Source organism: Rhodococcus sp. G-MC3, assembly GCF_030063335.1.
Lineage (GTDB): Bacteria > Actinomycetota > Actinomycetes > Mycobacteriales > Mycobacteriaceae > Rhodococcoides.
This window is the reverse complement of sequence record NZ_JASISW010000012.1, coordinates 1-15,694: the sequence shown is the minus strand read 5'-3', so window position 1 is coordinate 15,694 and position 15,694 is coordinate 1. Positions and strand designations below refer to the sequence as shown.

Genomic DNA, 15,694 nt, shown 5'->3' with positions numbered 1-15,694 from the left:
ACGCTCGTACCTGTAGCTCGGGTACTTTTCAAGGGGAGGTCTTGATGTACCACGTCGATGCACGCACGCAGGAGACCGGCGACAGCCAGCAGGTCTATCTGCTCGACGCCGCGTCCACGCTGGAGGTGCAGGCGCTCAACCAGTGGATCGATTCGACGACACCGGACGGCCAACAACGGCCCCCGTCGGTGGTGTTGTCGAGCGAGCCGTCGCATCAGGTTGCCGATCAGGTCAGGGGGATCTTCGACGATCCTCTGCTGGTGCCACTTCGCGTGACGCTGTCGGAGAAGAAGCACGGCGGCCTCCTGCGGCGGGCATTTGCACCGCGTGGAAATTCGATGCCGACCAAGGCGTGGCAGCGCTGGGTGCAGGGCGAGGATCCCGATCACTCCGCCGTGCTCGTTGGAGAACCGGCCACTCTGAGCGATCTCGAGTCGCGCTTCGACAAAGCGGGCGGCACCTCGTTGTCCTCCTTCATTCGTCGTCAGGCCAGCCTTGCGCTCGACCGTGCCGAACGCGACGTCATCGGCTCGGAATACAAGATCCCGCGTTTCGTCGTCGAGGACATGACGGAGCAGAAGAGATTTCACGACGGGATGGCGACTCTCGCCGAAGAAGTCGGCGAGGACGTCCCGGAGGTCGAGCGCCGCGTCCACGAGATTCTGAACGAGATGGTCGCGACGGAGACCCGCCGTGCCGTGGAGATGTGGGGAACGCTCGGCGCGTACTTCTCACGTGCGTACAAGGTGGACGTCGACCGAACAAAACTTCAGAAGGTCCGCGAGCTCAACAAGAACTATCCGCTCGTGTTCCTGCCGAACCACCGGTCCTACCTCGATCCGCTCGTCCTCCGTCCGGCGCTGCTGGCCGAGGGTCTCCCGCTCAATCACGTGATGGGCGGCATCAACGTCGGATTCTGGCCACTGGGCCCGATCGCCAAACGCAGCGGCGTGGTGTTGATCCAGCGCAAATTTTCCGACGAGATCTACAAGTGGACTCTCCGGCAGTACATGAGCTTTCTGCTCAGCAAGAGGTTCAACCTCGAGTGGTACATCGAGGGAGGCAGAAGCCGAACCGGTAAACTCCGCCCGCCTCGGTTCGGACTCCTGAGCTACCTTGTCGACGCCCTGGAGAACAGCGACGCCGAGGACGTCTACCTGGTGCCGACATCGATCACCTACGACCGCTTACACGAGGTCGGGGCCATGGCCGCAGAATCACACGGTGCGCAGAAGCAGGCCGAGGGAATTCGGATGGCCATCGGCTACATCCGCGCTCAGGGCAAGCTTCGCGGCAACGTGTATCTCACCTTCGGCGAACCGATCTCGGTCAAATCAATCGTCGACGAGAGCAACGACAAGCGCGTCGCGGTCCAGAAGGTCGCCATCACTGTCTCGCACGCCATCAACGACACAACGCCGGTCACCCCTGCCGCACTGGTGACGATGGCATTGCTGGGCATCGAGGACCGCGCACTCAACGTGCACGAGATGTGGGCGATCATTTCCCCCCTCGCTCGCTACATCAAGAGACGTGGCCTCCCGACGGCAGGTGGCGTCGACATCAGTGAAGTCGATGTCGTGCGCTCGGCGGTGATAGCACAGGTGAACGCAGGCGTCGTCAAAAGGTTCGACGAGGGACCCGAGCCGGTGTTCTATCTGGCGCAGGACAAGCATCTGGTTGCAGCTTTCTTCCGTAACAACGCAATTCACTACTTCGTGATGCGCGCGATCGGTGAACTGGTGGTGCTGCCGAACGAAGGTCAGGCGGCGGCGTCCACTCCCGAATCGATGTGGGGAGCGGCGCTCGAACTCCGCGACCTGCTCAAGTTCGAGTTCTTCTTCGGAGACAAGGAGGACTTCGGCCACAGGCTGGAGGCCGAGGTCGAACTCATCGATCCGGACTGGCGTTCGAACTTGAGCGATCCCGTCTACGCTGCACGCCAATTGGAATCACAGGATTTGCATCTTGCGCACCGCGTATTGCAGCCGATCCTCGAGGCCTACCAGGTGGTGGCCGACCAACTGATGCTGCTGCCACAGAAGGCGGAATTCGACAAGCCAGCTTTCATCGCCCACTGCCTCGGCGCGGCTCAAGCACGGCGGCTGCGTCAACAGCTCGATCACAGCGAGGCCATCTCGGCCGAATTGTTCGACACAGCCCTACAATTGGCGGACAACAGGAACCTCGTCGATCCCACCGGCGAGAACCTGGCGCTGCGCCGACGAGACTTCGCCCGCGAGATCAACGAATGGGCGCGCAAGGCCAGGCTCATCCGCGACATGGCACATCACATGCTCGACGATGTCGATCCACTCACCGTACCCAGCACAGTGCCCAGCACCGACGAGCAGGAGGACCAGCCCTGATGACAGACCTGTCCCATCAGTTGAGCGCAATCGCCGAAGCGCCCACCGGACCGGACACCGCTGCGTTCTTCGATCTCGACGGCACCCTCATCAACGGTTTCTCCGCGAAAGCGGTATTCCTCGAACGGCTCAAGACGCTCGATGTGACGGTCAACGAGCTGTGGGAGATTTCGAGCGCGGTGGTCGAGATGAGGATGCGCAACTCACCCGTCGACAACCTGATGGGCAAGGCCGTCAAAGGGTTGGAGGGCAGGCGCGAGGACGACCTCATGGAACAGGCCTACACCCTGTTCCGGAACGAGATCGCGCCGATGATCTATCCTCAGGCTCGCGAACTCGTCGAGGCACACCGCCACGCCGGGCATCGTCTGGTCATAGCAACATCGGCGACGCCTTATCAGGCCGTTCCGGTCAAAGAAGACCTGATGTTCGACGAGCTTTTGTGCACGACACCCGTCGTCGTCGACGGCGTCCTGACGGGTGAGGTCGTCGGTAACTCGCTGTGGGGTCCGCGCAAGGCCAAGGCCGTCGCCGACTACGCCGAGCGCGAGGGACTCGACCTCGCGGGCTGCTTCGGTTACTCCAACGGAGGCGAGGACGTCCCCTTCCTCGACGAAGTTGGACATCCCATCGCCCTCAACCCCGACGACGAAATGAAACGCCACGCGAAGAAGGCGGGCTGGCCCGCCCTAGAGCTCGAAAACCCCAAGCGTGGAACCGATCTCGTGTCGGTGGTCCGAAGCACGGCAGCGCTCGGCGCTGTGCTCGCCAGCGCAAGCCTGGGTGTGGGTCTCGGACTTCTGACGCGGAGTCGTCGCACCGGTGCGAACATCACATCCACTGTTGCGCCCGATCTTGCGTTGACGATCGCCGGCATCACGCTCGATGTCACCGGCACCGAGAATGCGTGGTCGGCGCGACCCGCGGTGTTCATGTTCAACCATCAGAGCTCGGTTGATTCCCTTATCGTCACATCGATTCTACGTCGCGACATCACCGCCGTCGCGAAGCGGGAACTCGAACGAGACCCCCGGTTCGCACTGCTGGGGCTGATCTTCGATGTCGCCTACATCGACCGAGGCGATCCGGCGCAGGCCCGTGAGGCGATGCGGCCTGCGATCGAGAAACTGCACTCGGGGGTGTCCGTCGCGATCGCTCCCGAGGGCACGCGCATGCCGACATCCCGGCTCGGTCACTTCAAGAAGGGTGGCTTCCACCTGGCGATGCAGGCCGAGGTCCCTATCGTGCCGATCGTCATTCACAATGCAGGCGACGTGATGTGGAAGAAGGATTTCACTGCGCATTCCGGTACCGTGAAGGTCACCGTCGGAGAGCCCATCTCGACCGAGGGCTGGGTCCCCGACAAGATCGACAGCTACATCGACGACGTCCGGTCCTATTTCGACAGAACGCTGGGATATGCCTGAAAATCAGATCAGCTCGGTTGTGCAGGGGGAGATCGAAAAGAATCTCCTGGGGGGAACACCGAAGTACACGCGTCTGGACATCGTCGAAAAATCGGGGATTCCGCTCGAGCGCGTGGTGCGGTTGTGGATAGCGATGGGATTCCCGGTACACACCGATCCCGAGGCAGTGGTGTACACCGACGCCGACCTCGACGCTCTCCGATTGATCACCAGCCTCTCCGAGCAGAACATCATCAAGCCGGAGATGGAAGTCGCTATCGCTCGCACGCTCGGTCAGTCGATGTCGAGGCTCACCGAATGGCAGGTCGGCATGGTGAACAGTCGGATGTACGACCTGGTCTCCGCCACGGAGGACTCCGCCGACCTCGATGCCATCCGCCGCGACGCGAGAGAGATTGCGGCGCAGACGGTACCGACGCTGGAGGCCCTGCAGTCCTACACTTGGCGCAGGCACCTCGCTGCAACCGCCGGCAGGTCCATCGCCGACCCCAACGAGGAAGCCACCAGCCGCACTCTGGCGGTCGGTTTCGCGGACATGGTCGGCTACACGAGCCTGACGAGACAGCTCGGCATCGAGGAACTCACCCAGCTGCTCGAAGAATTCGAATCGGTGGCGAGCGACGTCATCGCCCGCGGCCGCGGATCCGTCATCAAAAATGTCGGCGACGAGGTCATGTTCAGTGCACAGACCGCCGAGGACGCCGCGCACATCGCGTTGGACCTGCAGGAGGCGTTCGCCGCGAACGAGGAGATGCCCGAGCTCCGCGTCGGGCTGGCATGGGGCCCTGTCCTTGCCCGGTACGGGGATTTGTACGGATCGGTCGTCAATATCGCTGCGCGCCTGACAAGTTCGGCTCATCCCGGCACAATTCTCGTCGACACCACAATGGCCGAGGAACTCGAGAGCGACTCCGAGTTCTATCTCAAGTCGCTCAGATCTGTTCGGGTGCGAGGCTTCCACAAGCTCAAGCCGCACGCGCTCCGACGCAACAAAAGAGACTAGCGTCAGCCCTGGCGGAATGTGTGCAGGAGATCATGCTCGATCAGGACACCGACCTGTAAAAGTTGAGGTGTTTGCGCGCGGCCTCGTCCCAGGTGAGGCTACGGGCGAGGGCTCGGCCAGCGTCGGCATTGTGGCCGTGATCGATTGCTACGGCGATTTTTCCTGCCATCGCTGCGGGGTTCGGTCGCGTAACTGACCGCATCGCCGAAAACTTCGCGCAGCACCGGAAGATCCCGTGCGACGAGGTGCGCCCACATCCATTTCCTGCTGGTCACCTACGGAACAACGCCGCGTTTCGAAGGCCTCACGGAATTGACGGCTCATTGCCTTCGATACCCTGTTGAGAGTCCACACCACTCTCCAAGGTCAGTTACGAGGAATCGATGATCGGCGCCGTCACCGGCTTGTTGTACGTGATGTCCCTCGTCGTCGGCGTGTGGGTGCTGGTGAAGCTCGTCGTGGGCAGCCCGGTGTTGTTGAAGAACAGGGCAGACCGCGCGCTGTTCTGGACTGTTTCCGCGACCGAAGCGCTCGTGCTGGTGCAGGCCGTCGTCGGCTTCGTGATGATGTTCAGCAGCGACCGCGAGATTCATCGGCTGACGTTCGGTGCTTACCTGATCGGGCTCCTACTTCTTCTTCCGATCGGCACGTGGTGGTCGCTCGGCGATCGTTCCCGCGGCGGCACGGCAGTTCTGCTCGTCGCCGTCGTCACTCTCGCGGCCATGGTGCTGCGCCTGAGCCAGATATGGGCCGGATATGCCTGACAGTTCGCGACAAGACGCCATGAAACAAGCTACCCGCACCGGGTTCGGGCGTTTTCTCATCGCGGTCTATGCGGTGTTCGCGGTAGCGGCCACGTCTCGCTCGCTGGTGCAGCTGACGACGCGTTTCGACGACGCCCCACTCGCGTACATCCTGTCCGCGTTGGCCGCGGTGGTCTACATAATTGCGACCATCGGACTCGCTCGCGCCACCGAGGCGTCGCGTCGGGTGGTGACGATCTCCTGCGTCATCGAGCTCATCGGTGTGCTCGCCATCGGCGCTCTCAGCTATATCGAGCCCGACGATTTCCCCGAAGCGACGGTCTGGTCTCACTTCGGTCAGGGGTACGTCTTCATCCCCGTCGTGCTCCCGATCGCCGGGCTGTGGTGGATGAGGAGGCTTCGCCGTATGTGAGCGGAAATACGTCCCAGGGGAAGTATTTCCGCGCACCTGCGCGTAGCGCCTAGCGAAGCGCCGCCAAGTTCGCCACCGATTGCTTGACGTCCGCGTCGAGCGCTTTCGCGACAACTTTGCCGACCGGGCCGAAGAGCACGCCGCCGCCGAAGTAGGCGTCGAGCGTCAGCTGCGAGCCACCTTTCCGCTCGCGAACGTTGATGGTCAGCGAGATTTTGATCCCGCCTTTCCCGTGGCCGGACATCTCGATGAGCTCGGGTTCCTTGAACTCGGTGAACGTCCACTGGATCGTGTTCTTGAAGCCTTTGACCTTCACCAGCGACTCCACTTCGGTGCCTACGCCGAGTTCCTTCGGCGGCGGGCTGCACCACCCGCCGTGGATCGTCATCCATTCGTCGAAGCGATCCAGTGCCGCTGCTTTGTCCCATGCGCCCTGCGGATCCTCGGGCATGTCCACGGAGACTCTGATCGTTGCCATACCTTCGAGCTTGACACAATGCCCACGCGGCTAAACGTCGGTGCATTTAGCCTTGTGCAATGGCGACGCTCGACATCGGCGGCCGGAAGGTCTCGGTCACCAACCTGAACAAGGTTCTGTTCCCCGAGACCGGCACCACGAAGAGCCAGGTCATCGAGTACTACACCACGATCGCTCCCGCGATGCTCCCGCACATGGCAGGCCGCGCCGTGACGCGAAAACGGTGGCCGAACGGCACCGAGAAGTCGTCGTTCTTCGAAAAAAATCTGGCGTCGTCGGCGCCGGACTGGCTCGATCGTCGCGACATGCAGCATTCCGATCGGGTGGTGACATATCCGCTGTTCTCCTCGGTCGCGGACCTTGCGTGGCTCGGTCAGCAAGCGGCGATCGAGGCGCACGTCCCGCAGTGGCGCTTCGACGGCCAAGACCCAGGTCCGGCGACGAGGATGGTGTTCGATCTCGACCCCGGCGACGACGTCGACCTCGATCGCTGCGCCGAAGTCGCCTGCGAGATCAGAGACATGATCGCCGAGATCGGGTTCACGGCGTTCCCGGTCACGAGCGGAAGCAAGGGCATCCACCTTTACGTGCCGCTGGACAAGCCCCTGACCACATCGGGGGCATCGACCGTTGCCAAGCGCGTTGCAACCTTGCTCGAGGAGCGCTCACCGGACCGCATCACGGCAACGATGGCGAAGGCGAAGCGGACCGGCAGGGTCTTCGTCGACTGGTCGCAGAACAACGGAAAGAAGACGACGGTCGCCCCGTACTCGATGCGCGGCCGCCACACCCCGACCGTTGCGGCTCCGCGATCCTGGGACGAGCTCGAGGAATCGGGACTGACACAGCTGCGGTTCGAGGAGGTTCTCGAGCGCTATCAAGACCAAGGCAATCTGTTGGCCCCGTTGGATCCCGCTCTCGAGCTATCGGAACCCGACAAGCTCACTACTTACAGGAACAAGCGCAGCGCGAAGAAAACGCCCGAGCCCATTCCGGCCGCCGCCGAGCCGAACGGGAACGACGACACCTTCGTCATCCAGGAACACCACGCGCGGAGGTTGCACTACGACTTCCGTCTCGAACACGACGGTGTTTTGGTCTCCTGGGCAGTGCCGAAGAACATTCCCGACGATCCCGGTCAGAACCGGCTCGCGGTACACACCGAAGACCATCCACTCGGTTACGCGACCTTCGAGGGCACCATCCCCCAAGGCGAGTACGGCGGCGGAGAGGTAATCATCTGGGATTCGGGGACCTACGAGCTCGAGAAATGGCGTGAGAACGAAGTCATCGTGGTCCTCGACGGTGCAAAAGCGAAAGGCCGGTTCGCCCTGATCAAGACACAAGGCGATCAATGGTTGATGCATTTGATGAAAGAACAGTCACCTGCCGAACAGAAGCCGAGCAGCGTCCTTCACAAGAGTGAACTCCCCAAAAATGTTGCACCGATGCTGGCGACGGCAGGCGATATCACTGATCTTCCCGACGGCGAATGGGCCTTCGAGGGGAAGTGGGACGGGTTCCGTGTCATCGCTCGTTTCTCCCGCGGCGACATGAAACTCGAATCCCGCACCGGCAAAGACCTGACTCAGCGTTTCAGCGCATTCTCCGCACTGGCCGAGGATCTGGCAGACCACGAGGCAATACTCGACGGCGAGGCAGTGGTCTTCGACTCCGAAGGTCTCACCAGCTTCGAACTGTTGCAGGGCAGCTCCGGCAAAGATGTTCGCTTCATCGCCTTCGATCTTCTTCACCTCGACGGCACCTCGCTGGTTAAGAAGAAATACGCCGATCGACGACGGCTACTCGAACTGTTGACGACGGGCCTTGACTCGGTTCTGGTTCCCGAGCAACTCACCGGCACGGCGTCCGAGGCGCTCGCCACGAGCGTCGAACGGGGTTGGGAGGGCGTCGTCGCCAAGCGTGTGGACTCCGTCTACCAACCGGGTCGACGGGCGCACACCTGGGTGAAGACCAAGAACTGGCGGATCCAGGAGGTCGTCATCGGCGGCTGGCGTCGGGGCCGCGGTCGCCGCAGCGGCGGACTGGGCTCACTCCTGGTCGGCGCGCCCGGACCTGACGGCCTCCGGTATCTCGGTCGCGTCGGTACTGGATTCAGCGACTATGAACTCGACAAGTTGCGTGACATCTTGGCGCCGCTTCACACCGTGAATTCGCCTTTCGCCGAGACACTCCCGGCGGCCGATCGCAGTGATGCGGTATGGGTCACACCCGTCCTTGTCGGCGAAGTCCGGTTCTACGAATGGACGGATTCGATGCACTTGAGACACCCGAGCTGGCGGGGTATGCGTGACGACAAACAACCGAACGACGTGGTGCTCGAGAGCAATCCCTAGTCACTGGCGGCCTGTCCACCGGTTGCCCTAAAGTCACTGCCTACGTACAGTATGGGCATCGTTCCGGGGGGAGCGCGAAGAGCCGATCTGATTTCGTGCACCGCGTTCATTAGGGTGGATGAGATGCGTTTCGCTCCACATCAATGAGCTTTACTCGGGAGGGGTTTGACGTGATGCGCGTATCCAAACTAGCGAGCGCTGCAGGGTTGACGGCAGTAGCCCTCGCGTGTTCGACCTTGATCGCAGGGAGTCCGGCAGCGGCGAATCCCCTGGAACCGACACCGATCTCGGACATCTTCTATGCGCAGGTGCCGGATCTGGAAGCCAAAAATCCCGGTGACATCATCTCGAGCAGGCCGATGCCTCCGCCTCCCGGCTTCTTCGACATCGACGTCTGGCAGCTTCGCTTCCGTTCCACCAATTCCGCAGGCGATCCCATCGCCGCGGTCACCACGGTGATGTCGCCGAAGAACAAGGTCCCGAACGGCCCACTTCTCTCGTACCAGCACATCATCAATGCGCTCGGTCTCGAATGTGCTCCTTCGCAAGCCCTTTGGACGCAAGATCCGAACCTGATGATCCGCGAGGCTCCGGCCCTCAACGTTGCTTTGCGGCGCGGCTGGACCGTGAACATCGCCGACCATCTCGGACCGAACAGCGCATACGGTGCCGCCAAACTCGGCGGTCAGATCGTTCTCGACAGCATTCGCGCGAGCCAACGTTTCGATCCACTGCAGGTCCAGCAGAGCCCCGTCGCCCTCGCCGGCTACTCCGGTGGCGGTATGGCAACGGCGTGGGCGGCTGCGCTGCAGAACGATTACGCCCCCGAACTGAACATCGTCGGTAGCGCTACGGGCGGAGCGCCGATGAACCTCGAGCGCATGGCACGCGATCTCGGTTTCGCGCCTCACCCCGTGTTCGGACTCGCCTTCGCGGCCGCGCTCGGACTCGAGCGGGAGTACCCCACACGAATCCCGATCAGCGCGCAGCTCAACCCGCTCGGCCAGCAGATGGCGGCGCAAGTGAAGGACGGCTGCACCAACGACATCATCTCTGCCGGCGCCGGTAAGAGCGCGATGATGGTGGCCAACACCACCGACCTGATAAACAGCCCTGAGATGATCACCGCGGTCAACGAGAACAGCGTCGAGCTGTATCCGGGAGTTCCGAAGGCACCGTACTTCGAGTGGCACAGCCCCACCGATGGGCTCATCCCGGTCTCGTCCATCACCAATACCGTCGGCCGGTACTGCGCGGCGGGCGTAAAGGTGACCGAACTGCTGGTGCCGAGCAACGACCACCTCACCGCAGCGGTCCTCGGCCTACCGCAGGCGCTCGAATGGATCGACGCTCGCTTCTCGGGAGCACCTGCCCCGAGCAACTGCTGAGCTTACACGCTTGAATACTTCCTAACCGGGCCTTGAGGGTTTGATTACCACAAAGCTCGGTTAGGCTAACCTCGCAATAGTTGAATACGCGAGGAGTCGTGCAGTGCATTCCAATGTTTTCAAGGCCGCCGCTTTCAGAGTCACCGCTTTCAGAGTCACCGCTTTCAGAGTCACCGCTTTCAGAGTCACCGCTTTCAGAGTCACCGCTTTCAAGGTCGCCGCGGGAGTCGCGGCCTTCGCCCTGGTCGCAGGATGCTCGTCGGACGACAGCTCGTCCAATACCACCGAGTCATCCAATAATTCCGAGTCATCCAGTAACTCCGAGACGTCCGGGAGCCTTCCGGTGACGATCTCCCACAGCTTCGGCGAGACGACGATCGAGAGCGAACCGTCTCGCGTCGTTACTATCGGGTTCAACGAGCAGGACTTCGCCCTTGCCCTCGGGGTGAAGCCGGTCGCCACTCGCGGCAACCTGAGTTACGACTACCGCCAACGCCCGTGGGCCCAAGAGGCTCTCGGGGGCACCGAGATCCCCGAGGTCGGCACCGACGAACTCAACCTCGAGCAGATTGCTCAGGCTGGTCCGGACCTGATTCTCGGCCCGTACTCCTTCATCGAGCAGGGCCAGTACGACCAGTTGTCCGCAATGGCTCCCACCATCGCCGACATCGGCGGATACGGGGACGTGCCTGCAGCTACGTGGCAGCAGGAATTCGACGTGATCGGGAAGGCTCTGGGCAAGGAGCAGGAAGCAGTGGACCAGACTGCCAAGCTCGAGCAGAAGTTCGAGACGACTCAGACCGCGAATCCCCAGTTCGCGGGTAAGTCGTTGACCCTCGCCTTCGTGATGGCCGACGGCAGCTACCTCTTGCTGGGCAAAGACGACATTCGCGCGCTGTTCTTCACCGACCTCGGCTTCGACATCCCCGAGGCAAGCGAAACGATCGGCCCCGAGGGCCTCACCCAGCGCGACACCGATGTTCTCGTCATCGCCGGTCAGGACCGCGTGCAGCTGAACAGCAATCCCCTGTTCGCCCAACTTCCTGTTGTAGCCGAGGACCGGACGGTCTACATCGGCTCGTTCAGCGAGGATCTGCCGTCTGCCCTCGGTTACTCGAGTCCGCTCTCGCTGAACTACGCGATCGACGGATTCGCACCGTTGTTGGCCGCCGCGACCGACAACGATCCGGCCACGGTGGTTCCCGCTCCCGCAGCGTGAGCACTGTCGGTTGAATTCTCGGTAGAGAACTGTGTCCGATGGAGTTCCTCGTAGCGGCCTCCCGCCGCGAGGAGCTCCTCGTGATTTCCGCGTTCGACGATGTTCCCTCCTTCGACGACGAGGATCACATCGGCGGCTCTGATCGTCGACAACCGGTGAGCGATGACGATCGAGGTCTTTCCTTCGAGCGCCTCGCTCAATGCCGCCTGCACCGCTGCTTCGGACGTCGAGTCGAGCGACGCCGTCGCCTCGTCCAGAATCACCACTCGAGGGCGAGCGATCAACAATCGGGCGATCGTCAGCCGCTGCCGCTCACCGCCGGACAGCCGATATCCGCGTTCTCCCACAACGGTCGCCAGTCCGTCGGGGAGCGAAGCAATCAGGTCGCTCAGTCGCGCACGCCGCAGCGCGTCCCACACTTCCTCGTCGCTCGCATCGGGCCGCGGGAGGACAATGTTCGCGCGAACGGTCTCGTGGAACAGGTGTCCGTCCTGGGTCACCATTCCCACTCGTGTGCGGATGGACTGCGCCGTCAGGTCTTTCACGTTCGCACCCGCGAGCAGCACCGCACCACTGTCGACGTCGTACAGCCGAGCGATCAGCTGCGCGATGGTCGACTTTCCCGCCCCCGACGTACCGACGAGTGCCACCATCTGCCCGGGTTCGGCCCGGAACGAAACACCGTGCAGCACTTCCTCACCACCCCGCGAGTCCAACGCCGCAACCTCTTCGAGCGAGGCGAGCGACACCTTGTCCGCCGACGGATACGCGAATCGCACATCGCGAAGTTCGACCGACACGGGCCCGTCCAACAGGTCGACGGCGTCGGGCTTGTCCTGAATGAGCGGGACCAGATCGAGCACCTCGAAGACACGCTCGAAGCTCACCAGAGCGCTCATCACCTCGACACGAGCGCTCGCCAGCGCGGTCAGCGGCGAGTAGAGGCGGACCAGCAGAAGTGACAGCGTCACAACCGAACCCGGATCCAACTGGCCCCGAAGTGCGTAGAAGCCTCCGAGCCCGTAAACCACGGCGAGCGCGAGCGCGGAGACGAGCGTCAAGGCCGTCACGAACACCGTCTGCACCATCGCGCTTCGCACACCGATGTCGCGGACGCGAGACGCGCGCAGCGCAAACTCCTTCGACTCGACGTCGGGCTGGCCGAACAGTTTGACGAGCGTCGCGCCGGGAGCCGAGAACCTCTCGGTCATCTGCGTGCTCATCGCGGAATTGTGTTCGGCTGCTTCACGTTGCAGGCGCGCGAGCCTACGCCCCATGCGCCTCGCCGGGATCACGAATACCGGCAGCAGAACCAAGGCAAGGAGCGTGACCTGCCAGGAGATCCCGACCATCACGACCAGCGTCAGCAACAGGGTGACAAGGTTGCTGACAACGCCGGACAAGGTATCGCTGAAGGCGCGTTGGGCACCGATCACATCGTTGTTCAGCCTGCTGACGAGCGCCCCGGTGCGGGTTCTGGTGAAGAACGCAATGGGCATCCGTTGCACGTGATCGAACACGGCAGTGCGTAGATCCAGAATGAGCGCTTCACCGATGTTCGACGACAGCCACCGGTTGACGAGCCCGAACACCGCGTCGACGATCGCGATCGAAGCGATCAGCAGCGACAGTCGCAGGACCGTCCCGAAAGCATCGCCGTCGACGATCGCATTGACGACGCGACCGGCGAGGACCGGCGTTGCCACGGCGAGCACCGCCAGCACGACGCTGAGCGCCAGGAAGGCCCCCAGTTTGCGGCGGTGAGGGCGGGCGAACTGGAAAATTCGCCGTGCTGTGACCGTCGAGAACTGGGTCTTCTGGGACGATGCGTTCATCGTCCGATACATCTGATTCCACGCCGTGGATTCCATGCTCATACCCAAGTCGGTAGAACCTCGACAGTAGTAGAGGTCAAGAGCGGGGGTCGAGATCGAGCGCGGGGTCAGGATCGTTGCGGCCGGACTGGAGATTCACCGATGGATCTCACCGACAACCACCGTTCCGTCGAGTTCCTCGGAGTGAACCACCGTCGGGTCGAATCCGGCGTCGGCGAAGATGGCTGCCGTGTGTTCGGCTTGACGAACACTGGTCTCGACCAGAAGGCACCCACCCTCGGCGAGCCAAACGCGAGCGTCGACGACGATGCGACGGTGAACGTCGAGACCGTCCGCGCCACCATCGAGCGCTACCATCGGCTCGTGATCGCGCGCCTCGGGCGGCATCGAACCGATTGCGCTGGTCGGCACGTAAGGCGCGTTGGCAACGATAACGTCGACGTTACTCCGGAGATGCTGCGGGAGAGTCGAATACAGATCACCCTCGTGGACTTGCCCGCCGACCGGTTCGACGTTGCGCCGGGCGCAGAGCACGGCTACCGGGTCGATGTCGGCGGCATGCAGGTCGAGTCCATCGACGATGTTCGCCAGAGCGGTTCCGACGGCCCCTGAACCACAACAGATATCGACGACGGTGTGTGGATTTCGGGCGGCAGCCTGGTGTACCAGGAGTTCGGTCCGCCGTCGCGGAACGAACACACCGGGTGCGACGAGAATACGTAGTCCGCAGAACTCGGCCCAGCCGAGAAGTTGCTCGAGCGGGGTTCCTGAGACTCGTCGGCAGACCATTGCGTCGAGTTCGTCGCCGTGAAAGGCGTCGGACAAAAGCTGTGCTTCGATCTCCGCGTAGACACACCCGGCCTCGCGGAGGGTGTTCACGGTGTCGATACACGAGGGATTCGTAGGTGGATTCATGTGCACCAGTGCCTTTCGGGACGCCTGAGGCGCTCTCCTATTCGGCAGGGAGGCGCGCCCACGTACAAGTAACGTTCATGGGTGTCACCTCCTGTGTGTCTCTTCTTCCCGACTCTAACTCACGGCGCGAAGATCCGTCCGCTGATCGAACCGTGCATGGTCCGAGTTGCAGCCATGGCCCATGCCGTGACCAGCAGCGCGTACTGGCAGACGGCGAGTGCATGGAGCACGCCCCAGCCGAGCGCGGTTCCGAGAGCCGTCGCACCGGTCACGCAAGTCCCCACGGGCCACGTGAAGCTCCACCAGGTGAGCGAGAAGGTCAATCCCTGACGGACAGCGCGGACAGTGAGAGTTGTCGCGGCCGCGAACATCACTACACCGAAGAGCCCAGCGGACGCACCGTAGGCGATACCAAAAGCAACAAGATCGGCAGCGATGCCTGCATGTGCACCGGTGAAAACCGATCCCGCGTCGACTGCGAGCAAGTTGGCCGCGGTGATCGATTGGCCGACAAGTCCGAGGGTGATCCGGACGGTGGGGACAGCCTGCAGCGGAGGAGTTCCGCCGCGAAGCAGGTGACGGCAGATCATCGCAAGGGCGATCGCTCCGAGGGTCAGGCTGATCGCGAACAGCACGTAGCAGCTCCTGAGAAACAAGAGCCGGAGTTCGATGCTTGCAATGTGGGGCGCCAGCAACGCACCGGTGGACGCCGACACCATCGGAGGGACTACGGGCATCAACCGTGCAGGCAGCGGCGCGGCGTTTCGATGATCGCCTGCCGTGATCATCCGGCGCGGGATCCATACACAGGTTGCGAGTCCGAGCCCGGTGCCTATCGTCCACAGAACGGCCGCGATCCACAGAGCAGGGCCGTCGCCGACGTAGAAGAGCGATGCCACCGGATGTTCGGCGTATCGGCGCGCGTTGGCGCGGTGCAGCAATCAGTGAGCGGAGAAGGCAAACGACACCGCGATGAGGGCGATCGACGCGATCACCCAGATGATCGTCGCACACACCCGTAGTCCCACGACGTGCAGTGGAAGTGTGGCGGCTGCATTGGCGACGATTCCGGTGCCCATGACGGATGCGAACCAGTTGGGCGTGAGGTGTTCGAGCAGTTGGCCTGGACGATCGAGGGCCTCCAGGAACCGGTGACTGTGCGCCGGAGCGGCGGAGTCCAGAACTACTGTGGTCTGGTCATGGCGTTTCGGAATCGAGGGGCCTACCGGTCTCTGCTTTTCATCGTCAATCGACTGATCTACGAGTGTGGTTGAAGTAGAACATAATTGGTGGCATTTTGTGTCGAGATATTCCGTGCCAGGACTTGTACTCGAACATACGTTCGACTACTGTTGTCCGTATGGAACAGCCGGGGGGCTCCGCACACATTCGATCCGAGCCAGACGCTGCCGCCTCGGAATCACTCGCACGCCTCGCCGACGCCCGCCGCGCCGAGAACATCACCGCCGCAACCGTCATCCACGAACTGCACGAGCTCACCGAAATCCGGATGGCAGCAGAAATGGA

At 62.4% G+C, this 15,694-nt stretch carries 12 protein-coding genes and 1 pseudogene; 8 read left to right on the top strand and 5 right to left on the bottom strand.

Annotation, left to right across the window (positions count from 1 at the left end; all coding sequences use genetic code 11):
- Positions 1 to 44: 44 nt before the first annotated feature.
- Genes QMK17_RS14810 through QMK17_RS14800 form a run of 3 tightly spaced genes read left to right on the top strand, consistent with a single transcriptional unit; the run spans position 45 to position 4,799 of the window.
- Entirely contained in the window at positions 45 to 2,369 is a 2,325-nt protein-coding gene (locus QMK17_RS14810; RefSeq protein ID WP_283510031.1) for a glycerol-3-phosphate 1-O-acyltransferase, read from the top strand.
- On the top strand, positions 2,369 to 3,796 hold the full coding sequence (locus tag QMK17_RS14805) for an HAD-IB family hydrolase (RefSeq protein WP_283510030.1): 1,428 nt from the start codon (positions 2,369 to 2,371) through the stop codon (positions 3,794 to 3,796). Before QMK17_RS14810 ends, QMK17_RS14805 begins: the two co-directional genes overlap by 1 nt.
- On the top strand, positions 3,789 to 4,799 hold the full coding sequence (locus QMK17_RS14800; protein WP_283510029.1) for an adenylate/guanylate cyclase domain-containing protein: 1,011 nt from the start codon (positions 3,789 to 3,791) through the stop codon (positions 4,797 to 4,799). The genes QMK17_RS14805 and QMK17_RS14800 overlap by 8 nt, the downstream gene beginning before the upstream one ends.
- A gap of 40 nt (positions 4,800 to 4,839) precedes the next feature.
- Here QMK17_RS14800 and QMK17_RS14795 read toward each other — a convergent pair whose 3' ends face one another.
- Complete coding sequence (locus QMK17_RS14795; protein WP_336620152.1) at positions 4,840 to 5,001, bottom strand: hypothetical protein; 162 nt, start codon at positions 4,999 to 5,001, stop codon at positions 4,840 to 4,842.
- Positions 5,002 to 5,182: 181 nt separating this feature from the next.
- Between QMK17_RS14795 and QMK17_RS14790 the strand changes: the two genes are divergently transcribed.
- Both QMK17_RS14790 and QMK17_RS14785 read left to right on the top strand, forming a co-directional pair.
- Positions 5,183 to 5,563: a hypothetical protein gene (locus tag QMK17_RS14790; RefSeq protein ID WP_283510028.1), complete on the top strand. Its 381-nt coding sequence runs from the start codon at positions 5,183 to 5,185 to the stop codon at positions 5,561 to 5,563.
- Positions 5,564 to 5,582: 19 nt separating this feature from the next.
- Positions 5,583 to 5,975, top strand: a complete 393-nt coding sequence (locus tag QMK17_RS14785) for a hypothetical protein (RefSeq protein WP_283510027.1) — start codon at positions 5,583 to 5,585, stop codon at positions 5,973 to 5,975.
- Between the two features lie 49 nt (positions 5,976 to 6,024).
- Here the strand turns inward: QMK17_RS14785 and QMK17_RS14780 are convergent, their stop codons facing one another.
- On the bottom strand, positions 6,025 to 6,453 hold the full coding sequence (locus tag QMK17_RS14780; RefSeq protein ID WP_283510026.1) for a type II toxin-antitoxin system Rv0910 family toxin: 429 nt from the start codon (positions 6,451 to 6,453) through the stop codon (positions 6,025 to 6,027).
- Positions 6,454 to 6,512: 59 nt separating this feature from the next.
- Between QMK17_RS14780 and QMK17_RS14775 the strand changes: the two genes are divergently transcribed.
- The 3 genes from QMK17_RS14775 (at position 6,513) to QMK17_RS14765 (ending at position 11,417) form a co-directional block, all read left to right on the top strand.
- Positions 6,513 to 8,810, top strand: a complete 2,298-nt coding sequence (locus QMK17_RS14775; protein ID WP_283510025.1) for an ATP-dependent DNA ligase — start codon at positions 6,513 to 6,515, stop codon at positions 8,808 to 8,810.
- Between the two features lie 173 nt (positions 8,811 to 8,983).
- Positions 8,984 to 10,198: a lipase family protein gene (locus QMK17_RS14770; RefSeq protein ID WP_283510024.1), complete on the top strand. Its 1,215-nt coding sequence runs from the start codon at positions 8,984 to 8,986 to the stop codon at positions 10,196 to 10,198.
- A 103-nt stretch (positions 10,199 to 10,301) separates the two neighbouring features.
- Positions 10,302 to 11,417, top strand: a complete 1,116-nt coding sequence (locus tag QMK17_RS14765) for an ABC transporter substrate-binding protein (RefSeq protein ID WP_283510023.1) — start codon at positions 10,302 to 10,304, stop codon at positions 11,415 to 11,417.
- Here the strand turns inward: QMK17_RS14765 and QMK17_RS14760 are convergent.
- The 3 genes and pseudogenes from QMK17_RS14760 to QMK17_RS14750 form a co-directional block, all read right to left on the bottom strand.
- A complete protein-coding gene (locus QMK17_RS14760) occupies positions 11,333 to 13,294 on the bottom strand; it encodes an ABC transporter ATP-binding protein (RefSeq protein ID WP_283510022.1) in 1,962 nt (653 codons plus the stop codon). The two genes, QMK17_RS14765 and QMK17_RS14760, sit on opposite strands and share 85 nt — an antisense overlap.
- Positions 13,295 to 13,387: 93 nt before the next feature.
- Positions 13,388 to 14,167: a putative protein N(5)-glutamine methyltransferase gene (locus QMK17_RS14755; protein WP_283510021.1), complete on the bottom strand. Its 780-nt coding sequence runs from the start codon at positions 14,165 to 14,167 to the stop codon at positions 13,388 to 13,390.
- 119 nt (positions 14,168 to 14,286) lie between these two features.
- Positions 14,287 to 15,285 (bottom strand): annotated as a pseudogene (locus QMK17_RS14750) (TDT family transporter).
- Between the last annotated feature and the right edge of the window lie 409 nt (positions 15,286 to 15,694).